Origin of the sequence: Citrobacter sp. RHBSTW-00859, assembly GCF_013729795.1 — a bacterium.
Classification (GTDB): domain Bacteria; phylum Pseudomonadota; class Gammaproteobacteria; order Enterobacterales; family Enterobacteriaceae; genus Citrobacter; species Citrobacter braakii.
Genome location: NZ_CP056284.1, coordinates 2,775,472 through 2,798,748 on the forward strand (window position 1 = coordinate 2,775,472; position 23,277 = coordinate 2,798,748).

Sequence of the window (23,277 nt, forward strand, 5' to 3'; positions counted from 1 at the left end):
GGCAGATGGCCGGACATTATTAAACAACTCACATTATTATTGTCGAATATAGCGACAGGTAGTCGCACGCATATAATCTGGAGTTCATATGAAATTATCAAGACCAAAACGCATTGATGGTCGGGTCCCCGTATTATCCGCAGCGGATGCCATTAATTATATTCCTGATGAGGCAACGCTCTGCGTATTAGGCGCAGGTGGCGGTATTCTCGAAGCAACAACATTAATTAATGCGCTGGCTGAAAAATATAAAAACGCACACTCACCCCGAAACTTATCATTGATTAGCCCAACGGGATTAGGTGACCGTGCTGACCGTGGAATTAGCCCGTTAGCACAAGAAGGTTTAGTCAAATGGGCATTATGCGGCCACTGGGGACAATCACCACGAATTTCCGACCTCGCTGAGCAGAATAAAATTGCCGCCTATAACTATCCTCAGGGCGTATTAACCCAGACCCTGCGTGCCTCGGCAGCCCACCAGCCGGGTATTCTGAGTGAGATCGGTATCGGAACATTTGTCGATCCCCGCCAACAGGGCGGAAAGCTGAATGAAGTGACCACCGAAGATCTGATCAAGCTGGTGGAAATTGATAACAAAGAGTACCTCTACTACAAAGCCATTGCGCCAAACATCGCCTTTATTCGCGCCACCACCTGCGACAGCGAAGGTTACGCCACGTTTGAAGATGAAGTTATGTATCTCGACGCGCTGGTGATCGCTCAGGCCGTTCACAACAACGGCGGCATCGTCATGATGCAGGTGCAAAAAATGGTGAAGAAAGCCACACTGCACCCAAAAGCTGTGCGTATTCCGGGCTATCTGGTCGATATTGTGGTCATCGATCCCGATCAAACTCAATTGTACGGCGGTGCGCCGGTTAACCGCTTTATCTCGGGCGATTTTGTCCTTGATGACAGCCAGCAAACTGCCCTGCCGCTCAATCAGCGTAAACTGGTGGCCCGACGCGCCCTGTTCGAAATGCGTAAAGGCGCGGTCGGCAACGTTGGCGTGGGTATCGCCGATGGTATTGGTCTCGTTGCACGCGAAGAAGGCTGCGCTGACGACTTTATTCTGACGGTCGAGACCGGCCCGATTGGCGGAATTACCTCCCAGGGCATCGCTTTTGGCGCCAACGTCAACACCCGCGCGATTCTGGATATGACCTCCCAGTTTGACTTCTACCACGGCGGTGGGCTGGGTGATGCTGCCAACTTACTGATTTAGTGTATGATGGTGTTTTTGAGGTGCTCCAGTGGCTTCTGTTTCTATCAGCTGTCCCTCCTGTTCAGCTACTGACGGGGTGGTGCGTAACGGCAAAAGCACTGCCGGACATCAGCGCTATCTCTGCTCTCACTGCCGTAAAACATGGCAACTGCAGTTCACTTACACCGCTTCTCAACCCGGTACGCACCAGAAAATCATTGATATGGCCATGAATGGCGTTGGATGCCGGGCAACCGCCCGCATTATGGGCGTTGGCCTCAACACGATTTTACGTCACTTAAAAAACTCAGGCCGCAGTCGGTAACCTCGCGCATACAGCCGGGCAGTGACGTCATCGTCTGCGCGGAAATGGACGAACAGTGGGGCTACGTCGGTGCTAAATCACGTCAGCGCTGGCTGTTTTACGCGTATGACAGGATACGGAGGACGGTTGTGGCGCACGTCTTCGGTGAACGCACTCTGGCCACACTGGAGCGTCTTCTGAGCCTGCTGTCGGCCTTTGAGGTCGTGGTATGGATGACGGATGGCTGGCCGCTGTATGAATCCCGCCTGAAGGGAAAGCTGCACGTAATCAGCAAGCGTTACACTCAGCGCATTGAGCGACATAACCTGAATCTGAGACAACATCTGGCAAGGCTGGGACGGAAGTCACTGTCGTTCTCAAAATCGGTGGAGCTGCATGACAAGGTCATCGGGCATTATCTGAACATAAAACACTATCAGTAAGTTGGAGTCATTACCTAATCAGACGGTGCGTACCAGAGGAAAAAACGGGAACACAAAGACAGTGAAAATAATTGCGAAATGCGTCATGTTTTTAATCGCCTCTGCGCTGAATTTGTTTCTTATATGTAAATTATTAATGCAGACTTAATAACATTTATTCTTTTTGATTATTATAAAACGCAAATAATCAATTGCAGCAATGTACCAAAGCAAAAGGTGTCATCTTGCAGACGGGGCAAATAATTTTGTTTCGCCGGGAAGGAATAACGTTGTATAACGTCATTATCGTTTTTATTTTCTGATATTAATAATCCCAAAATTGCTGCCTTTAGGTGGAGGTTGTCATGTATCAACGCTGCTTTGATAATGCCGTGGAGACCCTTTTTGAACAGGGGAAAACCCCGAGATTCTCGCGATTCGTCATCAGTGATGACCCTAACTGGGAGTCGGGTCATCACGTTCACGATAATGAAACAGAGCTTATTTATGTCAAAAAAGGGGTCGCAAGATTAATTATCGATTCGTCGCTGTATGTCGCGCATGCCGGGGATATCGTGGTGATAGAGCAAGGGCGACTCCATGCGGTTGCTTCGGATAGTAGCGCGCCTGCAACGACTTATACCTGCGCGCTCTACGGTTTTCGTTTCAACGGCTGGCAGGATAATCAGCTATTGCAGATGCACTCGTGTCCGGTGATTAGCGTTACTCAGGGGAAGGAGGTTATTAAGAGTATCTTTAATGAGTTGGGAGTTATGCTCCCCCAGAGCAAAAATAACCTGACATCTTCAGCCTACGACGCTTTTGCTTATGCTCTAACCGTTTTATTTTACGAAAACTTTAAAAATGCCTATCGTTCTGAGCAAGGTTATATTAAAAAAGATGTCTTAATTAAAGATGTGCTGGTTTATTTAAATAATAACTTCCGCGAAAAAATTACTCTCGATCAGTTATCCAAAAAATTCCGGGCCAGCGTGAGTTATATCTGCCATGAATTTACTAAGGAGTATCGAATTTCGCCGATCAATTATGTGATTCAGCGACGAATGACCGAGGCGAAATTTGCCCTGACGAATACGGAAGCTTCGTTAGCGGAAATCTCCTGGCGGGTAGGGTATGAAAATGTCGATCACTTTGCCAAACTCTTTCAGCGGCATGTGGGTTGTACCCCCAGTGATTATCGCAAGCAGTTTAAAAATAATCTGGTTGAGCAGGAATGCTTGATCCCAGAGGTCTGATTATCCTGGATCGTGCCGGAAAACGCTTGTGCGCTATCCGGCACGAATTACCGCTTACTTATTCTGGTAATCTTTCAGGATTTGGCGTCCGGCGACGTAAATCATAATTTCGTCGGTGCCGCCGCCAATGCGCTCGCAGCGAACATCGCGCCAGAATCGGGAAACGCGCGCTTCATCGGTGTAACCCAGCCCGCCCATGATCTGAATGGCGTCATCAATCACTTCCATTGCCGTGCGGGCGCAATACAGTTTTGCCAACGCCGCGCTGGTCCGCAGCGACTGTTCCTGATCGGCCTGCCAGGCCACTTTCAACACCATATTGCGCATGTTTTCAATTTTAATCGCCATCAGCGCCAGTTTTTCCTGGATCATCTGGTTATGGCCAATCGGTTTACCAAATGCGATACGCTGGTTAGCATAACGAGCGGCATCTTCGAAGGCGCACTCGGCGAAACCGGTACTACGCGCGGCGTTGATCAACCGTTCCATCTCAAAGTTGTACATGACGTTGAGGAAGCCCATGCCTTCTTCGCCGACCATATCGCTTTCGTCTACTTCAACATCATCAAGATAAACTTCGCAGGTGCTGAGCATGTGCCAGCCGATTTTATGCAGCGGATTAACCTTAATGCCGGGTTTCTTCGAATCCACCCACCACAGCGTAAAGGCTTTCTTCGGATCTTTCGGCTCCGGATCGCGAGCCAGTACCAGCATATAAGGATACTCTTTAGCGCCGGTGATAAAGGTTTTTTGTCCGTTGAGATATACCTTGCCGTTTTTGCGGGTGTAACTGGTGGTGGCGCTGTTATTGTCTGAACCTGCTCCCGGTTCGGTTAATGCCAGCGCATAAGCCGGATCGCCCGTTTCCATGGTGCTTTCTGCCGTTTTACGTAACTGTTCGGCGGAGCCAAAACGACGCATACTGTGAATGCACTGACCGTTCGTGATTAAAAAAGCGGGTGCGCCGCATTTGGAAACTTCCATCAGTGCCAGCATCTGCGTGACGTAATCTGCCGGGATACCACCGAACTCTTCCGGAACGCCCAGCATTGAAATACCGTTGTCCGCAAGGGCGCGCATAAACTCTTTCGGATAGGTAGCCGTCTGATCGCAGGTACGGAAATATTCCTCCGGGAAATTGCTGGTAATCAGTTCGCGAATGCTGGCAAGCAGCAGCTCTTGTTCTTCAGTTAATGAAAAATCCATCAGGGTACTCCTTTTAATTGGCGGCATCGGGCAATATAAAACCCATCGAAGCATCGATAAATAATCTTTCGTCCATCAGTTTCAGTTCCGGAGAAATAACCGGAGGGAAATCCATTTTGTCCAGAATGTCTTCCTGCAAAGAGACTCCTGGCGCAATTTCGACTAAATGAAGGCCATCTTCTTTTAACGTAAATACAGCACGCTCGGTGATGTAACGCACATCCAGTCCGCGCTCGAGTGCAATTTTTCCGCTGAAAGTGACTTCAGGTAATTCGTTGACGAATTTTTTCACCCGGCCTTCCTGCACGATATTTAATTTGCCATTGGCAACTTCCGTTTTCAGGCTTCCGGCAGTTAAGGTGCCGCAAAATATTATTTTCTTCGAGGTGGCGCTGATATCGATAAAACCGCCGGTCCCCATAATTTTGCCATTGAATTTATGTACGCCGACGTTGCCGTGGCGATCCACTTCGGCGAAGCTTAAATAGCATACATCCAGCCCACGGTAATGACTCCAACTTACTGATAGTGTTTTATGTTCAGATAATGCCCGATGACCTTGTCATGCAGCTCCACCGATTTTGAGAACGACAGTGACTTCCGTCCCAGCCTTGCCAGATGTTGTCTCAGATTCAGGTTATGTCGCTCAATGCGCTGAGTGTAACGCTTGCTGATTACGTGCAGCTTTCCCTTCAGGCGGGATTCATACAGCGGCCAGCCATCCGTCATCCATACCACGACCTCAAAGGCCGACAGCAGGCTCAGAAGACGCTCCAGTGTGGCCAGAGTGCGTTCACCGAAGACGTGCGCCACAACCGTCCTCCGTATCCTGTCATACGCGTAAAACAGCCAGCGCTGACGTGATTTAGCACCGACGTAGCCCCACTGTTCGTCCATTTCCGCGCAGACGATGACGTCACTGCCCGGCTGTATGCGCGAGGTTACCGACTGCGGCCTGAGTTTTTTAAGTGACGTAAAATCGTGTTGAGGCCAACGCCCATAATGCGGGCGGTTGCCCGGCATCCAACGCCATTCATGGCCATATCAATGATTTTCTGGTGCGTACCGGGTTGAGAAGCGGTGTAAGTGAACTGCAGTTGCCATGTTTTACGGCAGTGAGAGCAGAGATAGCGCTGATGTCCGGCAGTGCTTTTGCCGTTACGCACCACCCCGTCAGTAGCTGAACAGGAGGGACAGCTGATAGAAACAGAAGCCACTGGAGCACCTCAAAAACACCATCATACACTAAATCAGTAAGTTGGCAGCATCACCTCTGATTATTGCTGATAAACCAGGCATTCCCGGGACGTTTTTTTTGCAAGATTGTTGGCAATGAAAACAGATTTCCCCGTCGAAAACAGCCCTCCCTCTGTCGCACACTATTTTCAGTCAATTTTCCCTACTGTCGATAATGACGCACCACGTCATCATCCACACGAGAATCACTGGAGATGCCATGAAAATAATAACCTGCTTTAAGTTGGTGCCTGAAGAACAGGACATTGTTGTTACCCCACAGCGCTCGCTTAACTTTGACCGGGCCGATGCCAAAATCAGCCAGTTTGACTTAAATGCGATAGAGGCCGCAGCGCAGCTTAGCGCGGAGGGTGATGAAATCATCGCCTTAACGGTGGGCGGGTCGCTACTACAAAACTCCAAAGTGCGTAAAGACGTGCTGTCCCGCGGGCCGGACAGTTTGTATATGGTGCAGGATGCACAACTGGAGCATTCATTACCCCGGGATACCGCTCAGGCGCTGGCCTGTGCGGCCAACAATATGGATTTCGACCTGATGCTGTTCGGTGAAGGATCGGGGGATATCTACGCGCAGCAGGTCGGCTTACTGGTTGGCGAACTATTACAGCTCCCGGTGATTAATGCCGTCAGCAGCATCCAACGTAACGGCGATCGCCTTGTGGTTGAGCGCACGCTTGAAGATGAAGTCGAAGTAATTGATCTGCCGCTCCCCGCCGTACTGTGCGTGACGTCGGATATCAACACACCGCGTATTCCCTCGATGAAGGCGATTCTGGGCGCGGGTAAAAAACCGGTCACCCCGTGGCAAGCCAGCGATATTGGTTGGATACCTGCATCACCGTTAGCGGAACTGGTGAGCCTTACCGTGCCGCCGCAAACAGAACGTCAGCACATCATTCTGGAAAATGACTCAGCAGAAGCCATTGCCGAACTGGCTGAACACCTGAAAAAAGCCCTGAACTAAGCCCAACGGAGAGAAATCATCATGAGTAAATTAGCCAACGTTTGGGTGTTCAGCGATAACGTAGAACGCTATGCAGAATTAATGGCCGGCGCTCGCCTGTGGGGTGAGCAGGTACACCTTATCGTACAAGGCAGCGACCAGGCCAATCAGTTGCAAGCCCTGGGCGCCGATAAGATAGTCGTGCTCGACGCAACCTCCGGTTTACAGCGTGTTGAAAATTACGCTGAGACCATCGCCGCCCTGATGCAGGAACACGCCGGGCTGCTGCTGATGTCCGCGACTAAACGAGCCAAATCCCTTGGCGCACGCTTAAGCATTCAGCTCAACGCAGCGATGGTGAACGACGCCACATCGGTAACGCTGGATGCAGGCATTTTGTTCGCCGAACACCGCATGTATGGTGGTCTGGCATTTGGCAAAGAAAAAATCAAAAGTACGCTGGCGATTATCACGCTTGCCCCAGGCCAGCTTGAACCGGTCGCGGAAAACGCCTCACACAACTGCCCGGTTGTCTCAGCAACGTACATCGCACCGCACCATGAAGTGATGTGCCTGGAGCGTCGCGCCAAATCCGTGAGCAGCGTAGATCTCAGCAAAGCCAAGCGCGTGGTGGGTGTGGGTCGCGGCCTGGTGGCGCAAAACGATCTGGAAATGGTGCGCCAACTGGCATCTGTGCTGGGTGCTGAAGTGGGTTGTTCACGACCGATTGCCGAAGGCGAAAACTGGATGGAACGCGAACGCTACATTGGCGTTTCTGGCGTGTTATTGAAATCAGACCTGTATCTCACGCTGGGCATCTCAGGACAAATTCAGCATATGGTCGGCGGTAACGGCGCGAAAGTCATTGTCGCCATCAACAAAGATAAAAAAGCCCCTATTTTCAATTACGCCGATTACGGTCTGGTGGGCGACATCTACAAAGTGGTTCCGGCCCTTATCGACCATCTCAGCCGCTAATCCCGTTAACGCACATCTCCCGCTGCCCTCGCGGCGGGAAAGGAGCATAAAGCATGTCAGATGAAAAATTTGATGCCATTGTGGTCGGTGCTGGTGTAGCGGGTACAATGGCAGGCTACGTTATGGCCCGGGCCGGACTGGACGTACTGGTCATCGAGCGCGGCAACAGTGCGGGCAGTAAAAATATGACCGGCGGGAGACTCTACGCGCATAGCCTTGAGCGCATCATGCCCGGATTCGCGCAGGAAGCGCCTCTCGAACGTAAAGTCACCCGCGAAAAAATCTCCTTCCTGACCGAAGAGAGCGCCGTTACCCTCGACTTCTATCGTGAAAAAGACAACGCGCCAGCGCAGGACTCTTATACCGTTTTGCGCAACCGGCTTGACCCATGGCTAATGGAAAAAGCGGAACAGGCTGGCGTGCAGTTCATCCCCGGCGTGCGCGTCGACGCGCTAATTCGCAAAGGCAATAAGGTCACCGGAGTGCAAGCCGGGGACGATATCCTCGAAGCCAATATTGTCATCCTTGCCGATGGCGTTAATTCTATGCTGGGACGGTCGCTGGGGATGGTTCCCCCCTCTTCTGCGCAGCACTATGCCGTTGGCGTAAAAGAGCTGATCGGCTTACCGTCAGCGGTGATTGCGGATCGGTTCAATCTGTCAGGCAACGAGGGTGCAGCCTGGCTGTTCGCAGGCTCACCGTCTGATGGGCTCATGGGAGGCGGATTTCTGTATACCAACCAGGATTCCATCTCTCTGGGCCTGGTGTGTGGTCTGGGGGATATTGCCCATGCCACGAAAAGCATTCCGCAAATGCTGGAAGACTTTAAGCGACACCCGACTATTCGTCCGCTGATTGCCGGCGGTGAACTGCTGGAATATTCCGCACATATGGTACCGGAAGGCGGTCTGGCAATGGTTCCGAAACTGGTTGATGACGGGGTAATGATCGTCGGCGATGCCGCTGGTTTCTGTCTGAATCTGGGTTATACCGTGCGCGGCATGGATTTGGCGATAGCTTCCGCAGAAGCCGCCGCCCAAACAGCCATTGCAGCAAAAGAGCGCCAGGATTACTCGGCCAGTAGCCTGATGGATTACAAACGCGCCCTCGAACAGGGCTGTGTGATGCGTGATTTGCAGCATTTTCGCAAGATCCCGGCGCTGATGGAAAACCCGCGCCTGTTCACCCAGTATCCCCGCATGGTGGCCGATATCATGAACGATATGTTTACCGTTGACGGAAGCCCAAATCAGCCCGTTCGCAAGATGATCATGTCCCATGCTAGGCAGATTGGGCTGATGAACTTACTGAAAGACGGCATCAAGGGGGCCACCGCACTATGAATCAGGACACTAACGTTAACGTCGACGTCAAACTGGGCGTCAATAAATTTAATGTTGATGAAGGCCACCCGCACATCATTCTGGCTGAACATCCCGACCTTAATGAATTTCGCAAGTTGCTGAAAGCCTGCCCCGCCGGACTGTATAAACAGGATGAGAGTGGAAATATTCATTTTGATTCCGCAGGCTGCCTGGAGTGCGGCACCTGCCGGGTGCTGTGCGGTGACACGATCCTCACACAATGGGAATACCCGCTCGGAACATTTGGCGTTGATTTCCGCTACGGCTAACGGATTTTGCATGTTGTACGCCGGATTGGCCCCGCCTGGCCATCCGGTCAGATGTATGCCGAAATAATCCTGGGAATAACTTCATGAGTATCACACTTACGTTTAACGCCGAACGTCGCCAGGCCTGGCGACAACTGGGTTTATGGGGAGATGCTTCGCTTGGCGATTACTGGCACCAAACCGCCAGAGCCATGCCGGATAAAATCGCTGTGGTTGATAATCATGGCGCTTCATATACCTACGCTGCACTCGACGATGCTGCCAGCAGTCTGGCAACCTGGTTTGTAGCCTGCGGGATCCAACCCGGCGATCGCATTGCCTTTCAGTTGCCTGGCTGGTGCGAGTTCACCATTATCTATCTGGCCTGCCTGAAAACCGGAGCCGTTTCCGTACCACTGCTGCCTGCCTGGCGCGAAGCGGAACTGGTGTGGGTACTGAACAAATGCAAAGCGAAGATTTTTTTCGCACCGACGTTGTTTAAACAGACCCGACCGGTTGATCTGATCCTCCCCTTGCAAAACCAGTTGCCGCATCTGCAACAGATTGTCGCCGTAGATAAACTGGCACCGGCCACCGCCTCGCTGGCATTCAGCCAACTGCTTCAGGCTCCGCCATTAACCCAGGTTATTAACGTTCACGCCGATGAACTGGCTGCCGTGCTGTTTACCTCCGGGACCGAGGGAATGCCGAAAGGCGTAATGTTAACCCACAACAATATCCTTGCCAGCGAACGCGCCTACAGTGCCCGTCTCAATCTCACCTGGCAGGATGTGTTTTTGATGCCCGCCCCACTGGGACACGCTACCGGTTTTTTGCATGGCGTTACCGCGCCGTTTTTAATCGGCGCACGCAGCGTATTGTTGGATATATTCACCCCAACCGCCTGTCTTGAACTGCTCGAGCAACAACGCTGTACCTGCGTGCTCGGTGCAACCCCCTTCGTCTACGACATGTTGTGTAGTCTGGAAAAACGGCCCAGTGATCTCACATCACTACGTTTTTTCTTATGCGGTGGCACCACCATTCCGCAAAAAATTGCCCGTGACTGCCAACAGCGCGGCATTAAATTGTTAAGCATCTATGGTTCGACGGAGAGCTCGCCGCATGCGCTGGTCAATCTCGACGATTCACTTTCACGCATAATGAATACCGATGGATATGCCGCCGCAGGCGTGGAAATTAAAGTCGTCGATGAAGCGCGCAATACGTTGCCTGCAGGGTGCGAAGGTGAAGAGGCGTCGCGTGGCCCCAATGTTTTTATGGGCTACCTCGATGAACCTGAACTGACCGCCTGCGCGCTGGACAAAGATGGCTGGTATTACAGTGGCGACTTATGCCGCATGGACGAAGCGGGATACATCAAAATTACCGGGCGTAAAAAAGATATTATTGTGCGCGGCGGGGAAAACATCAGCAGCCGCGAAGTGGAGGATATTTTATTGCAGCATCCGCGCATTCATGATGCCTGCGTTGTCGCGATGCCAGACGATCGGCTAGGTGAACGGTCGTGCGCTTATGTGGTACTGAAACCGCCGCATCATTCGCTGTCGCTGGAATCAGTGGTGGCCTTTTTTAGTCGCAAACGGGTGGCAAAGTATAAATATCCGGAACACATCGTCATTGTCGAAACGTTACCGCGCACGGCGTCCGGCAAGGTACAAAAATACCAGTTGCGTCAGGATATCATTCAGCGTTTAAGCGTGGAGAGTGTGGAAAGCGTTGAAGGGTAAAGTACCGGATAGCGATGCTAAACCTCTAATCCGGCCTACGTTGCATACTAACCGTAGGCCGGATAAGGCATTTACACTACCATCCGGCATGATGTTACTTCTTCAGTTCAGCCAGGCTCAGCCAGGTCTGCACGACGGTGTCCGGGTTCAGCGACAGACTGTCGATCCCCTCTTCCATCAGCCAGGCAGCGAAGTCTTCGTGATCGGATGGACCCTGACCGCAAATACCCACGTATTTGCCCTGTTTCTTGGCTGCACGAATCGCCATCGACAGCAGCGCTTTCACCGCATCATTACGCTCGTCAAACAGTTCAGATACCACACCAGAGTCACGGTCCAGTCCCAGCGCCAGCTGCGTCATGTCGTTTGAACCGATGGAGAAACCGTCAAAGTACTCAAGGAACTGCTCGGCCAGCAAGGCGTTGGACGGGATCTCACACATCATGATGATCTTCAGTCCGTTCTCACCGCGTTTCAGCCCCTGACGCGCCAGCTCTTCCACTACCGCTTTCGCCTGGGCAACGGTACGGACAAACGGGACCATCACTTCTACGTTAGTCAGGCCCATATCGTTACGGACACGTTTCACTGCGTCACATTCCAGCGCGAAACAGTCGCGGAAGCTATCAGCAATGTAACGGCCCGCCCCGCGGAAGCCCAGCATCGGGTTCTCTTCATGCGGCTCATAACGCTCACCGCCGACGAGGTTGGCATATTCGTTGGACTTAAAGTCTGACATACGCACGATAACGCGTTTTGGATAGAACGCCGCGCCCAGCGTAGCGATCCCTTCCGTCAGACGACCAACGTAGAATTCACGCGGGGAATCAAAACCTTTCATCATGCCGCGGATTTCGTTTTGCAGCTCAGGCGTCTGGTCATCGAACTCCAGCAACGCACGCGGGTGTACGCCAATCATGCGGTTGATGATAAATTCCAGACGCGCCAGGCCGACACCTTCGTTTGGCAGACAGGCGAAGTCGAAAGCCCGGTCCGGGTTACCCACGTTCATCATCACCTTCAACGGCAGATCCGGCATGGTTTCCACGCTGGAACTCTTCACGCTGAAGTCGAGCATCTCAGCGTAAACATAACCGGTATCACCCTCGGCGCAGGAGACAGTGACTTTCTCACCGTCCTTCATACGCTCGGTGGCGTCACCACAGCCAACCACGGCCGGGATCCCCAGTTCACGGGCAATGATCGCCGCGTGACAGGTACGACCGCCACGGTTGGTGACAATCGCCGCCGCTTTCTTCATGATCGGTTCCCAGTCCGGGTCGGTCATGTCGGTAACCAGGACGTCGCCAGGTTCGATACGGTTCATTTCGCTGATGTCCTGAATGACTTTGACCGGACCCGCGCCAATGCGGTGACCGATAGCACGACCTTCAGCAATAATTTTACCCTGAGCATGCAGCGTATAACGCTCCATGACCTGGCCGCGCGAGCGCACGGTTTCCGGACGCGCCTGCACAATGAACAGCTTGCCGGTATGACCGTCTTTCGCCCATTCGATGTCCATCGGACGACCGTAGTGCTTCTCGATCTGTACCGCCTGCTTCGCCAGCTCCTGCACTTCTTCGTTGGTCAGGGAGAAAATGTCGCGCTGCTCCTGCGGTACATCTTCAATCGTCACCTGCTTGCCATGTTCCTGGGTTGGCGCGTAGGCCATGCGGATTTTTTTCGAACCCATTGTGCGACGGACGATCGCCGGACGGTTTGCCGCCAGAGTCGGTTTGTGCACGTAGAATTCATCCGGGTTAACGGCACCCTGCACGACCATCTCGCCCAGGCCCCATGCGGAAGTGATGAACACCACCTGATCGAAACCGGATTCGGTATCGATGGAGAACATTACGCCGGAAGACGCGAGGTCTGAGCGCACCATCCGCTGAACGCCAGCAGAGAGCGCCACGCCACGATGGTCATAACCCTGGTGAACGCGATAAGAGATTGCACGGTCGTTAAACAGCGAGGCAAAGACGTGTTTGATAGCAACCAGTACGGCATCAAATCCCTGGACGTTGAGGAAGGTTTCCTGCTGACCGGCAAATGACGCATCTGGCATATCTTCTGCGGTGGCGGAAGAGCGCACGGCAAAAGAGGCATGGGCATCGTCTGCTGACAGCTGCGCGTAGGCATCGCGGACGGCATTTTCCAGCTCCGGCTGGAAAGGAGTGTCGATAATCCACTGGCGGATCTGTGCGCCGGCTTTCGCAAGCTCGGTGACATCGTCAATATCCGTTTTATCCAGCAGCTCATAAATGCGCTGGTTTACACCGCTCTGGTCCAGAAACTGGTTAAACGCATCGGCGGTCGTTGCAAAACCATTCGGTACGGAAACACCCATACCGGAAAGGTTAGTAATCATTTCACCCAGGGAGGCATTTTTGCCCCCAACTCTGTCTACATCATTCATGCCGAGTTGGTTATACCAAAGCACCAGCGGTGACGAGCCATTGTTGGACATCGAACAATCCTTATATATGAACGAGGTTAGGAAACTCAATTTTGCGTAATTATCTTTGCATATTTACTTCAGCGAAAAAAACGGTGAATCGTTCAAGCAACTTTATTTTTTATTTTTTCAGATTGTTTCCGCATTTGCGCAAACCCGCGAGCCACAGGGGATCACCACAAAAACTACCGGTATAAACATTTGTTCCGAAAAATGAAATGTACTTTTCAGTAAATATAAAAATACCGTTTCATTTTACAAAATAGATGCAGCAATATTCGCTTCTGGCGAATTTTAATTTATGCTTTCAGAGAATTATGTCAGCCCCAGGATGAGCAAAATGGATAATGCTGTTGATCGTCACGTATTTTATATTTCTGATGGTACGGCCATCACCGCCGAGGTATTGGGCCACGCGGTAATGTCGCAATTTCCGGTTACGATCAGCAGCATTACGCTGCCGTTTGTGGAAAATGAGAGTCGTGCGCGAGCGGTTAAAGACCAGATTGACGCGATCTATCAACAAACTGGCGTGCGCCCTCTGGTGTTTTACTCAATCGTTTTGCCGGAAATTCGCTCGATCATTTTGCAAAGCGAAGGATTTTGTCAGGATATCGTGCAGGCGTTGGTTGCCCCACTGCAGCAAGAGATGAAGCTCGACCCTACGCCGATCGCCCATCGTACCCACGGCCTGAACCCCGGCAACCTTAACAAGTACGACGCGCGCATTGCCGCCATTGATTATACCCTCGCCCATGACGACGGCATTTCGTTGCGCAACCTCGATCAGGCGCAGGTGATCCTGCTTGGCGTTTCCCGTTGCGGTAAAACCCCGACCAGTTTGTATCTGGCCATGCAGTTTGGCATTCGCGCGGCCAACTACCCCTTTATTGCCGATGATATGGATAATCTGGTGCTGCCAGCGTCCCTGAAGCCGTTACAGCATAAATTGTTCGGCCTGACCATTGACCCTGAGCGCCTGGCGGCCATCCGCGAAGAGCGCCGGGAAAACAGCCGTTACGCCTCGATGCGCCAGTGCCGGATGGAGGTTGCTGAGGTGGAAGCGCTGTACCGGAAAAACCAGATCCCATGGCTGAACAGTACCAATTATTCGGTAGAAGAGATTGCTACCAAGATCCTCGACATCATGGGGCTGAATCGCCGCATGTACTAGAGTGCTAGTGCATTGGTTCGATTTTTTGTTATTATGCTCGCCACCAGGCAGGATGAGTATGATATTGTGATATACATCACTTCCCGGTAGTCCTGCCGTTGAAGCAACAAATTTCTGAGACAAGTAATGAACAGAACCGATGAACTCCGTACTGCGCGTATTGACAACCTGGTCACTCCAGCAGAGCTTGCGCAACGGCATCCTGTTTCGTCCTCCGTCGCCCGTCATGTTACGGACTCCCGACGCCGGATAGAAAAAATATTAAATGGTGAAGACGCTCGTTTACTGGTGATCGTAGGTCCCTGCTCGATTCACGATCTTGATGCCGCCATGGAATACGCGACGCGTTTACAGGCGCTGCGCGAAAAACATCAGGCGCGTCTGGAAATCGTGATGCGCACTTATTTTGAAAAACCGCGCACCGTAGTGGGCTGGAAAGGCTTAATTTCCGACCCAGATTTAAACGGCAGCTACCGCGTGAACCACGGCATTGAACTGGCGCGTAAACTGCTGTTGCAGGTCAATGAACTGGGCGTACCCACGGCAACAGAATTCCTCGACATGGTGACCGGTCAGTTTATTGCCGATTTAATCAGTTGGGGAGCCATTGGCGCACGCACCACCGAAAGCCAGATCCACCGTGAAATGGCCTCTGCGCTTTCCTGCCCGGTCGGCTTTAAAAACGGTACGGATGGCAATACGCGTATTGCCGTCGATGCGATTCGCGCCTCCCGTGCCAGCCACATGTTCCTCTCTCCGGATAAAACCGGCCAGATGACCATTTATCAGACCAGCGGTAATCCTTACGGGCATATCATCATGCGCGGCGGTAAAAAGCCGAATTATTATGCTGAAGATATTGCCGCCGCCTGCGATACCCTGCACGAATTTTCCCTGCCTGAACATCTGGTGGTCGATTTTAGCCATGGCAATTGCCAGAAGCAGCATCGTCGTCAGTTGGACGTTTGTGATGATGTGTGCCAGCAAATTCGCAATGGTTCGACGGCGATTGCCGGGATTATGGCGGAGAGTTTCCTGCGTGAAGGTACGCAAAAAATCGTTAGCGGCCAGCCGCTGGTTTACGGCCAGTCCATTACCGACCCGTGCCTGAACTGGGAAGATACTGAACTACTGGTTGAAAAACTCGCCTCTGCGGTTAATAGCCGTTTTTAATGCTGTTCGCCGGGTAACATCACGTTGCCCGGTGCTAATCCTTTGTTTTCCCCCTCCTTATTGTACAAAATCTATTCTCGTCACAATTATTTCACAAAAAGGCTTGCCGCAATTTTGCAGTTTGATGATAATGATTATCATTGTTAAATTGATTGTTATTTTTAAACACTATTCACGTATGGATAACACAACAACGCCCGCAAAAGAAAAAACACCGCCTGCCGTCGCGCCAAACGAGCGCCGAATTGACAGTAAAAGTCTGCTGGGCAAAGAGGGGCGCGTGATCATAGAACACGATGGTCAGCTCTATCTGCTGCGCCAGACACAAGCTGGAAAACTCATTCTGACCAAATAAACACCACTTTTCGCCAGCCACCCAGGTAGTACCCAGGCAGCCAGCGCTTTTCGATTTCCTAATGGAGAGTTGCTATGCCACACCTGCACACTGCATCCCTGCGCCCTTCGCTCTTGGCGCTGGCAATTATCAGTAACCTGCCCGCCGTCGCGTATGCGGCGGTAGAAGATATGACCGTCACCGCTACCGGCAATGCCCGAAGTGCTTTTGAAGCACCGATGATGGTCAGCGTGATTGATGCCACCGCGCCGGAAAACCAGACCGCCAGCTCAGCAGCCGACCTGTTGCGTACGGTTCCAGGCCTGACCCTTGACGGCACCGGTCGCACTAACGGCCAGGACGTGAATCTGCGCGGCTACGATCGACGTGGCGTTCTGGTGCTGGTTGATGGCGTTCGTCAGGGAACCGACACCGGACACCTGAACAGTACCTTCCTCGATCCGGCGCTGATCAAACGCATCGAGGTCGTCCGTGGCCCTTCTGCACTGCTGTACGGTAGCGGCGCGTTAGGTGGTGTGATCGCCTATGACACTGCGGATGCCAAAGATCTGCTGGAAGCCGGTCAAAACAGCGGTTATCGCGTGTTCGGTACCGCGGCAACCGGCGATCACAGCCTCGGTATGGGCGCCAGCGCGTTTGGTCGCACCGATACGCTGGACGGACTGCTTGCCTGGTCCAGTCGCGATCGCGGTGATTTGCGCCAGAGCGACGGTACTACGGCGCCAAACGACGAAGCGATTAACAATATGCTGGCGAAGGGCAGCTGGAAAATTGACAGCGCCCAGACGCTGGCCGGCTCGCTGCGTTACTACAACAATGACGCCCGTGAACCTAAAAATCCGCAAACCAGCGCAGCGGATGCCACCAGCAACCCGATGACCGATCGGTCAACCATCCAGCGCGACGCGCAACTGACCTACTCGATTGCTCCAGCCGACAATGACTGGTTGAACACGGATGCCCGCGTCTACTGGTCCGAAGCACGCATTAATGCGCAAAACACGGATAACACCGGCGAGTTTCGCAAACAAACCACCAAAGGCGGCAAAATCGACAACCGCAGCCGCCTGTTTACCGACTCTTTTGCATCTCATTTGCTGACCTACGGCGGGGAATACTATCGTCAGGAACAACAGCCAGGCGGCGCAACCACCGGTTTCCCGGAGGCAAAAATCGATTTCAGCTCCGGTTGGTTACAAGATGAAATCACCCTGCGCGACCTGCCGGTTACGCTGCTGGGCGGTACCCGTTATGACTCTTATCGCGGCAGCAGCGACGGCTATGAAGATGTCGATGCCGATAAATGGTCGTCCCGCGCCGGGCTCACCGTTGCGCCAACCGACTGGCTGATGCTGTTCGGTTCATACGCTCAGGCCTTCCGTGCGCCGACCATGGGCGAGATGTATAACGATGCGAAACACTTCTCGATTGGCCGTTTTTACACCAACTACTGGGTGCCGAACCCTAACCTACGCCCGGAAACCAACGAAACCCAGGAATACGGATTTGGCCTGCGCTTTGACGATCTGTTGATGGCGAGCGATGCGCTCGAATTTAAAGCCAGCTATTTCGACACCAAAGCTAAAGATTACATCTCCACCAGCGTCGACTTCGCCGCCGCGACAACCATGTCCTATAACGTACCCAACGCCAAAATCTGGGGCTGGGACGTGATGGCGAAATATTCCGCCGATCTGTTCAGCCTCGACATGGCCTATAACCGTACGCGCGGCAAAGATACAGACACCGGCGAATACATTTCCAGCATTAACCCGGATACCGTCACCAGCAAACTGAACGTACCGGTTGCGCACAGCGGTTTTTCCGTTGGCTGGATAGGTACATTTGCTGACCGTTCAACGCATATCAGCAGCAGCTACACGAAACAGCCCGGTTATGCGGTAAACGATTTCTACGTGAGCTATCAGGGCCAACAAGCGCTGAAAGGCATGACCACCACGCTGGTACTGGGCAACGCCTTCGACAAAGAGTACTGGTCGCCGCAGGGCATTCCGCAGGATGGTCGTAATGGCAAAATTTTCGTGAGTTATCAGTGGTAATCACTTTTCCCCGGTTCGCCGGGGCAGCAATCTGGAAGGAAGAGACAATGAATCATTACACACGCTGGCTGGAACTGAAGAAAGAAAATCCGGGCAAATACGCACGTGATATTGCGGGATTGATGAATATTAGCGAAGCCGAACTGACCTTCGCGCGCGTCGGTCATGACGCCTGGCGCTTACGTGGCGAAGTGCGTGAAATCCTCGGCGCACTGGAAGCCGTCGGCGAAACCAAATGTATATGCCGCAACGAATATGCTGTGCATGAGCAGGTTGGTGCGTTTACCAATCAGCACCTGAACGGTCATGCCGGACTGGTACTCAATCCGCGCGCCCTCGACCTGCGCCTGTTCCTCAATCAGTGGGCAAGCGTGTTCCATATCAGCGAAACAACCGCCCACGGCGAGCGTCAGAGCATCCAGTTCTTTGACCATCAGGGGGATGCGCTGCTGAAGGTCTATGCCACACAGAATACCCTCATTGAGGAATGGGCTGCGTTGCTGACCCGTTTCATCTTCGCTGAAAACCCGCCCCTGGCGCTGCAACCCGCCCCCCCTTCTACTCGAGCCACCGTCACGGTCGATGCGCAGACCGTTGATCAAGAGTGGCGAGCCATGACCGATGTACACCAGTTCTTCGGTCTGCTGAAACGCCACGATCTCACCCGCCAACAGGCGTTTAACCTGGTGGGCGACGATCTGGCCTGTAAAGTCGCAAATAGCGCTCTGGCGCAGTTACTCGACACCGCGCGCCAGGATGGCAATGAAATTATGGTCTTTGTGGGTAATCGTGGCTGCGTACAGATTTTTACCGGTGTGATAGAAAAACTGGTGCCGATGAAAGGCTGGCTGAATATATTCAACCCGACATTTACCTTACACCTGCTGGAAGAGAGCGTGGCAGAAACATGGGTAACGCGCAAACCGACCGCCGATGGCCACGTCACCAGCCTGGAACTGTTTGCTGCCGACGGCACGCAAATCGCCCAGCTGTATGGTCAACGAACGGAAGGCGAACCAGAGCAGACGCAATGGCGCGCGCAAATTGACGCACTGACGCCGAAGGGGCTGGCCGCATGAAAAAACTGCTGGTCCTGATTGCGCTACTGCCCATCGTCGCGATGGCTGCGTCCAGGGAACGGGTTGTTGCTCTCGGTGGCGATGTCACCGAGATTGTATACGCACTGGGAGCACAGTCTTCCCTTGTGGCGCGAGACAGCACCAGCCAGTGGCCTGAAGCAGCAAACGCCCTACCTGATGTCGGTTATTTGCGCCAGCTCAACGCCGAAGGGATCCTTGCCACCCGTCCTACGCTGGTCCTTGCCAGCGCGCAGGCGCAGCCCTCTCTGGCGCTAAAACAGCTCGAACAGAGCAACGTCAGGGTTGTGACGATCCCGGCAAGCAACGAGCTTAACGTGATTGATGAAAAAATTCGCGTCATCGCCGAAGCCACCCATAGGGAGGCCGATGGCGAAACGCTGCGCACCCGCTTCCGTCAGGAACTGGCGGCGCTGCCGTCATCTGAACTCAACAAACGCGTGCTGTTTATTCTCAATCATGGCGGGATGACCGCGATGGCAGCGGGCCAGCAAACTGCAGCCGATGCGGCTATTCGTGCCGCCGGTTTGCGCAACGCAATGCAGGGTGTTAACCGCTATCAGCCGCTGTCGCAGGAAGGCGTCATTGCCAGCCAGCCCGATCTGGTGGTGATTTCACAGGACGGCGTTAAGGCGATGGGGGGCGAAGATAACCTGTGGGCGCTGCCGGGCCTGGCGCAGACGCCTGCCGGACGGAATAAACAGGTATTGCAGGTTGACGATATGGCGCTACTCGGCTTTAGCGTACGCACCCCGCAGGCCATTTTGCAGCTTCGCGCTAAAGCTGAGCAATTGCCCTGATGTCGCGACGTATCCGTTGTTCTTTATGGACACTCGCACTCATGTTGGTCGTGATGACAATCATGGCTACCGGTTTTGGCGCGTTGCGCCTGCCGGTAAGTCTGCTGTGGCGTGATGGCGATGAGGCACTGCGTCAAATCTGGCTCACCATTCGCCTGCCCCGCGTCCTGCTGGCGCTGGTGATTGGCGGTTCTCTGGCGCTCGCGGGCTGCGTGATGCAGGGCCTGTTTCGCAACCCGCTTGCCGATCCGGGATTACTGGGGATAAGCAGCGGAGCCGCCTGCGCCGTCGCCCTGTGGGTAGTGCTGCCGGTCTCTTTGCCCGCGCTGTTGATGCTGTACGCCCCCATGCTGGCCGCTTTTCTCGGTGCGCTGGCGGCAACGGTGGTTATATTTATCCTTAGCCAACAGCGCGACGCTTCACTCTCACGTCTGCTGTTGGTCGGTATTGCCATCAACGCGCTGTGCGGGGCGGCGGTTGGCGTTCTGTCGTGGGTCAGTAATGACGCGCAACTGCGCCAGCTGTCGCTATGGGGGATGGGCAGTCTGGGGGCCGCGCAATGGTCCACGCTGCTGGCTGTCACTTCATTGACTGTCCCGACGGTGCTGATCATCTGGCGTCTGGCACCGGCGCTGAACCTGCTGCAGTTAGGTGAGGAAGAGGCGCATTACCTCGGCGTAGATGTGCGTACCGTTCAGCGTGTTTTGCTACTTTGTAGCGCACTGCTGGTTGCCGCAGCCGTGGCGGTAAGCGGCGTAATTGGCTTCATCGGGCTGGTTATCCCGCATCTGATGCGCATGTGGCTCGGCTCAGACCATCGGGCCGTTATCCCAGGTTCCGTGCTGGCGGGCGCATTTTTATTGCTGATAGCCGACACGCTGGCCCGTACGGCGGTTGCGCCTGCGGAAATGCCGGTCGGTTTGCTAACCAGTCTTCTGGGCGCACCGTGGTTTTTATGGCTTATTTTTCGTCAGCGAGGACCGCATGGCTGAACATTTCATCGCTGAAGGGCTTCACTATCGCGTCGCGGGCAGAGCGGTGATTGACGACGTCACTCTTGCTCTCGAAAAAGGTGAACTGGTGGCGCTCATCGGCCCAAACGGTGCGGGGAAATCCACCCTGCTGCGCCTGCTGACCGGTTTTCTGAAACCGGCTATAGGGCGTTGCGTGCTGGCGGGTAAACCGCTGGATGAATGGCATAGCCAAACACTGTCGCGGCATCGGGCGGTGATGCGCCAGCAAACGCAGTTGGGATTTGACTGGCCGGTAGAGGCCGTCATCGCGATGGGGCGTGCGCCCTGGACCCAGCGGTCGGAACCTCGACTTATCGCTCAGGTGATGGAAATGACCGGATGTACACCGCTGGCGGGCCGGCAATACGCCGCGCTTTCCGGCGGCGAGCAACAGCGAGTACAGTTAGCCCGTGCACTGGCGCAACTTTGGTGCGACGGCGCGCCTCGCGGCTGGTTATTCCTTGATGAACCGACCTCTGCGCTGGATCTTTACCACCAGCAGCATCTGTTGCGCTTGCTGAAGACGCTTACCGCTTCACAAGAGCTGCATGTGTGCATTGTGCTTCACGATCTGAATCTCGCCGCACTGTGGGCAGACAGAATAGTGTTGCTGCACAACGGCAGGCTGGTGTCGCAGGGAACGCCAGAGGCCGTGTTACAGGCCGATGACCTGAAACGCTGGTATGGCGCGCAGGTACACGTTGGCCAGCATCCGGCCAACGGATCCCCGTAGGTGTTTCTGGCCCCTTAGCTTGAACAGCTCACTTCCAGCCGTTTACCCCAGTCAGGTGGACGGCTGACATAGTCATCATCACGATCGACAAATGGGGTACGCAACGCCTCGTGTAACCGATGCAGCTCGGCGTAATCCCCCTGCTCTGCCTGATTAATCACCCGTTGCGCCAACCAGTTACGCAATACCATCGCCGGATTAGCCGCCTTCATCTGCGTTTGTCTGTCTGCGTCGGCAATGTTGTCTTGCTGCAGGCGTGAGCGATACCGCGTGAACCAGTCGTCAAACGCTGCGCGGTCGATAAACTCATCGCGCAGCGGGGATTGCGCGCTGTGTTGTTCCGTCTGACTGAGCATGCGAAACGTTCGGGTATAGTCGCTTCTTTCCCGCGCCATCAGGTTAAACAGTTCACTAAGCAGTTCGTTATCGTTTTTTTGCTCGCTAAAGAAGCCAAGCTTTTGTCGCATCCGCTGACCGTAGCGTGTTAACAGCGCCAGTTGATAACTGTCCAGCGCATCATTAAGCGCCTCGACCGGGATAAATGGCGACAGAGTTTGCGCCAGACGTTGCAGGTTCCAAAGCGCCGCGGCCGGTTGATTATCGAAACTGTATCGCCCCTGGTTGTCTGAGTGGTTGCAGATAAAATCGGGCACGTAGTCATCAAGGAAACCGAATGGACCGTAATCCATCGTCAGTCCCAGAATCGACATGTTGTCGGTGTTCATGACACCATGCGCAAATCCTACCGCCTGCCAGTCCGCGACTAACGTCGCAGTACGCGTGACAACATCGTTAAACCACAGCTGATACTTATCGGCTTCTTCCTGCCATTGCGGCCAATAATAGCGAATCGCAAAGTCAGCCAACTGGCGCACTTTTTCCGGCTCACGGCGATAGTAAAAATGCTCAAAATGGCCAAAGCGCATATGGCTTTGCGCCACGCGAATGAGCATCGCCCCTGATTCTACCGTTTCGCGATACACCGGCGTGTCGCTGGTAACAATCGACAATGCCCGCGTAGTCGGTATTCCCAGGTAATGCATCGCTTCGCTGGCCAGGCTTTCGCGAATTGTCGAGCGCAGTACGGCGCGACCATCCCCCATACGGGAATAAGGCGTAAGTCCGGCGCCTTTCAGGTGCCAGTCACACGTTGAGCCGTCAGCGAGCTGTTGTTCGCCCAACAGGATCCCGCGTCCATCGCCAAGCTGGCCCGCCCAGACGCCAAACTGATGTCCGCTATAAACTTGCGCTAAAGGCGACATCCCGGGAAGCAACGATTCACCGCCCCAAACACCGGCTCCGGTCGGAATATCAAATAGCGTCTCTGGAATAGCTAATTGCTCCGCCAGCGCATCGTTATGCCAAATCAGGCGCGCGTTTTTCAGGGGAGTGGGTGAAAGTGCTGTATAGGTTGCTGGTAATTCATCACGCCAGCGGGTGGTAAAAGACAGGGTCATAGGGCCTCCTGTCTCTAG

General features: G+C 53.6%; 19 protein-coding genes and 2 pseudogenes. 16 read left to right on the forward strand and 5 right to left on the reverse strand.

Annotation, left to right across the window (positions count from 1 at the left end; genetic code table 11):
- Positions 1–88 precede the first annotated feature (88 nt).
- The 3 genes and pseudogenes from HV302_RS13875 to HV302_RS13885 all read left to right on the forward strand — a co-directional run.
- Positions 89–1,201: pseudogene (locus tag HV302_RS13875) on the forward strand (CoA-transferase); the annotation flags it as partial.
- Positions 1,202–1,256: 55 nt separating this feature from the next.
- A protein-coding gene (locus tag HV302_RS13880) for an IS1 family transposase (RefSeq protein ID WP_223429336.1) occupies positions 1,257–1,954 on the forward strand; the annotation gives its coding sequence in 2 pieces (ribosomal slippage) (positions 1,257–1,506 and positions 1,506–1,954; 699 coding nt in all).
- 344 nt (positions 1,955–2,298) lie between these two features.
- The gene (locus HV302_RS13885; RefSeq protein WP_016156354.1) at positions 2,299–3,189 is read left to right on the forward strand and encodes an AraC family transcriptional regulator; all 891 of its coding nucleotides are present in this window, start codon (positions 2,299–2,301) and stop codon (positions 3,187–3,189) included.
- Positions 3,190–3,243: 54 nt separating this feature from the next.
- On the opposite strand, the gene HV302_RS13890 is transcribed toward HV302_RS13885, so the two are convergent.
- The 3 genes and pseudogenes from HV302_RS13890 to HV302_RS13900 all read right to left on the reverse strand — a co-directional run bounded on the left by HV302_RS13890 (position 3,244) and on the right by HV302_RS13900 (position 5,612).
- Positions 3,244–4,395, reverse strand: coding sequence for an acyl-CoA dehydrogenase (locus HV302_RS13890; RefSeq protein WP_003836610.1), 1,152 nt, complete (start codon positions 4,393–4,395; stop codon positions 3,244–3,246).
- A gap of 13 nt (positions 4,396–4,408) precedes the next feature.
- Positions 4,409–4,906 (reverse strand): annotated as a pseudogene (locus tag HV302_RS13895) (acetate CoA-transferase YdiF); the annotation flags it as partial.
- Positions 4,907–4,914: 8 nt separating this feature from the next.
- Positions 4,915–5,612 (reverse strand): IS1 family transposase gene (locus HV302_RS13900; RefSeq protein WP_223429336.1). Its coding sequence is split into 2 segments (ribosomal slippage): positions 4,915–5,363 and positions 5,363–5,612, totalling 699 coding nucleotides; the frame shifts between segments, so codons are not numbered across the junction.
- Between the two features lie 239 nt (positions 5,613–5,851).
- On the opposite strand from HV302_RS13900, the gene HV302_RS13905 reads away from it, so the two are divergent.
- From HV302_RS13905 to fadK, 5 genes are all read left to right on the forward strand, one after another.
- Positions 5,852–6,616: an electron transfer flavoprotein gene (locus tag HV302_RS13905; RefSeq protein ID WP_016156353.1), complete on the forward strand. Its 765-nt coding sequence runs from the start codon at positions 5,852–5,854 to the stop codon at positions 6,614–6,616.
- A 21-nt stretch (positions 6,617–6,637) separates the two neighbouring features.
- A complete protein-coding gene (locus tag HV302_RS13910; RefSeq protein ID WP_016152889.1) occupies positions 6,638–7,573 on the forward strand; it encodes an electron transfer flavoprotein subunit alpha in 936 nt (311 codons plus the stop codon).
- Positions 7,574–7,626: 53 nt separating this feature from the next.
- Entirely contained in the window at positions 7,627–8,916 is a 1,290-nt protein-coding gene (locus HV302_RS13915) for an FAD-dependent oxidoreductase (protein ID WP_181625979.1), read from the forward strand.
- A complete protein-coding gene (locus tag HV302_RS13920; protein WP_016152887.1) occupies positions 8,913–9,206 on the forward strand; it encodes a ferredoxin in 294 nt (97 codons plus the stop codon). Before HV302_RS13915 ends, HV302_RS13920 begins: the two co-directional genes overlap by 4 nt.
- A gap of 83 nt (positions 9,207–9,289) precedes the next feature.
- Positions 9,290–10,936 (forward strand): medium-chain fatty-acid--CoA ligase, encoded by a 1,647-nt coding sequence (gene fadK, locus HV302_RS13925; RefSeq protein ID WP_047358876.1) that lies wholly within the window; start codon positions 9,290–9,292, stop codon positions 10,934–10,936.
- A gap of 94 nt (positions 10,937–11,030) precedes the next feature.
- Here fadK and ppsA read toward each other — a convergent pair whose 3' ends face one another.
- Entirely contained in the window at positions 11,031–13,409 is a 2,379-nt protein-coding gene (ppsA, locus tag HV302_RS13930) for a phosphoenolpyruvate synthase (protein ID WP_181625981.1), read from the reverse strand.
- Positions 13,410–13,737: 328 nt separating this feature from the next.
- Here ppsA and ppsR point away from each other — a divergent pair, with 328 nt between their 5' ends.
- From ppsR to HV302_RS13970, 8 genes are all read left to right on the forward strand, one after another.
- Positions 13,738–14,571 carry a posphoenolpyruvate synthetase regulatory kinase/phosphorylase PpsR gene (gene ppsR / locus HV302_RS13935; protein ID WP_016152884.1) on the forward strand — a complete coding sequence of 278 codons (834 nt, stop codon included), beginning with the start codon at positions 13,738–13,740 and terminating at the stop codon, positions 14,569–14,571.
- Between the two features lie 126 nt (positions 14,572–14,697).
- Positions 14,698–15,744 (forward strand): 3-deoxy-7-phosphoheptulonate synthase AroH, encoded by a 1,047-nt coding sequence (gene aroH, locus HV302_RS13940; protein WP_181625991.1) that lies wholly within the window; start codon positions 14,698–14,700, stop codon positions 15,742–15,744.
- A gap of 124 nt (positions 15,745–15,868) precedes the next feature.
- Positions 15,869–16,099 (forward strand): hemin uptake protein HemP, encoded by a 231-nt coding sequence (gene hemP / locus HV302_RS13945; protein ID WP_072034386.1) that lies wholly within the window; start codon positions 15,869–15,871, stop codon positions 16,097–16,099.
- A 74-nt stretch (positions 16,100–16,173) separates the two neighbouring features.
- Positions 16,174–18,159 (forward strand): TonB-dependent hemoglobin/transferrin/lactoferrin family receptor, encoded by a 1,986-nt coding sequence (locus tag HV302_RS13950; RefSeq protein ID WP_181626001.1) that lies wholly within the window; start codon positions 16,174–16,176, stop codon positions 18,157–18,159.
- A 47-nt stretch (positions 18,160–18,206) separates the two neighbouring features.
- Positions 18,207–19,238 carry a hematinate-forming heme oxygenase ChuS gene (chuS, locus tag HV302_RS13955; RefSeq protein WP_181626009.1) on the forward strand — a complete coding sequence of 344 codons (1,032 nt, stop codon included), beginning with the start codon at positions 18,207–18,209 and terminating at the stop codon, positions 19,236–19,238.
- Positions 19,235–20,056, forward strand: coding sequence for a heme/hemin ABC transporter substrate-binding protein (locus tag HV302_RS13960; RefSeq protein ID WP_115190643.1), 822 nt, complete (start codon positions 19,235–19,237; stop codon positions 20,054–20,056). The genes chuS and HV302_RS13960 overlap by 4 nt, the downstream gene beginning before the upstream one ends.
- A complete protein-coding gene (locus tag HV302_RS13965) occupies positions 20,056–21,048 on the forward strand; it encodes a FecCD family ABC transporter permease (protein ID WP_032947022.1) in 993 nt (330 codons plus the stop codon). Before HV302_RS13960 ends, HV302_RS13965 begins: the two co-directional genes overlap by 1 nt.
- Positions 21,041–21,802, forward strand: coding sequence for a heme ABC transporter ATP-binding protein (locus HV302_RS13970; protein WP_181626010.1), 762 nt, complete (start codon positions 21,041–21,043; stop codon positions 21,800–21,802). The genes HV302_RS13965 and HV302_RS13970 overlap by 8 nt, the downstream gene beginning before the upstream one ends.
- 14 nt (positions 21,803–21,816) lie before the next feature.
- Here HV302_RS13970 and selO read toward each other — a convergent pair whose 3' ends face one another.
- Positions 21,817–23,259, reverse strand: a complete 1,443-nt coding sequence (selO, locus tag HV302_RS13975) for a protein adenylyltransferase SelO (RefSeq protein ID WP_181626011.1) — start codon at positions 23,257–23,259, stop codon at positions 21,817–21,819.
- Positions 23,260–23,277 lie beyond the last annotated feature (18 nt).

Coding starts and splice junctions, on each gene's coding strand:
- HV302_RS13885 (WP_016156354.1), top strand. CDS start 2,299: ATGTATCAACGCTGCTTTGATAATGCCGTGGAGACCCTTTTTGAACAG.
- HV302_RS13890 (WP_003836610.1), bottom strand. CDS start 4,395: ATGGATTTTTCATTAACTGAAGAACAAGAGCTGCTGCTTGCCAGCATT.
- HV302_RS13905 (WP_016156353.1), top strand. CDS start 5,852: ATGAAAATAATAACCTGCTTTAAGTTGGTGCCTGAAGAACAGGACATT.
- HV302_RS13910 (WP_016152889.1), top strand. CDS start 6,638: ATGAGTAAATTAGCCAACGTTTGGGTGTTCAGCGATAACGTAGAACGC.
- HV302_RS13915 (WP_181625979.1), top strand. CDS start 7,627: ATGTCAGATGAAAAATTTGATGCCATTGTGGTCGGTGCTGGTGTAGCG.
- HV302_RS13920 (WP_016152887.1), top strand. CDS start 8,913: ATGAATCAGGACACTAACGTTAACGTCGACGTCAAACTGGGCGTCAAT.
- fadK (WP_047358876.1), top strand. CDS start 9,290: ATGAGTATCACACTTACGTTTAACGCCGAACGTCGCCAGGCCTGGCGA.
- ppsA (WP_181625981.1), bottom strand. CDS start 13,409: ATGTCCAACAATGGCTCGTCACCGCTGGTGCTTTGGTATAACCAACTC.
- ppsR (WP_016152884.1), top strand. CDS start 13,738: ATGGATAATGCTGTTGATCGTCACGTATTTTATATTTCTGATGGTACG.
- aroH (WP_181625991.1), top strand. CDS start 14,698: ATGAACAGAACCGATGAACTCCGTACTGCGCGTATTGACAACCTGGTC.
- hemP (WP_072034386.1), top strand. CDS start 15,869: ATGATAATGATTATCATTGTTAAATTGATTGTTATTTTTAAACACTAT.
- HV302_RS13950 (WP_181626001.1), top strand. CDS start 16,174: ATGCCACACCTGCACACTGCATCCCTGCGCCCTTCGCTCTTGGCGCTG.
- chuS (WP_181626009.1), top strand. CDS start 18,207: ATGAATCATTACACACGCTGGCTGGAACTGAAGAAAGAAAATCCGGGC.
- HV302_RS13960 (WP_115190643.1), top strand. CDS start 19,235: ATGAAAAAACTGCTGGTCCTGATTGCGCTACTGCCCATCGTCGCGATG.
- HV302_RS13965 (WP_032947022.1), top strand. CDS start 20,056: ATGTCGCGACGTATCCGTTGTTCTTTATGGACACTCGCACTCATGTTG.
- HV302_RS13970 (WP_181626010.1), top strand. CDS start 21,041: ATGGCTGAACATTTCATCGCTGAAGGGCTTCACTATCGCGTCGCGGGC.
- selO (WP_181626011.1), bottom strand. CDS start 23,259: ATGACCCTGTCTTTTACCACCCGCTGGCGTGATGAATTACCAGCAACC.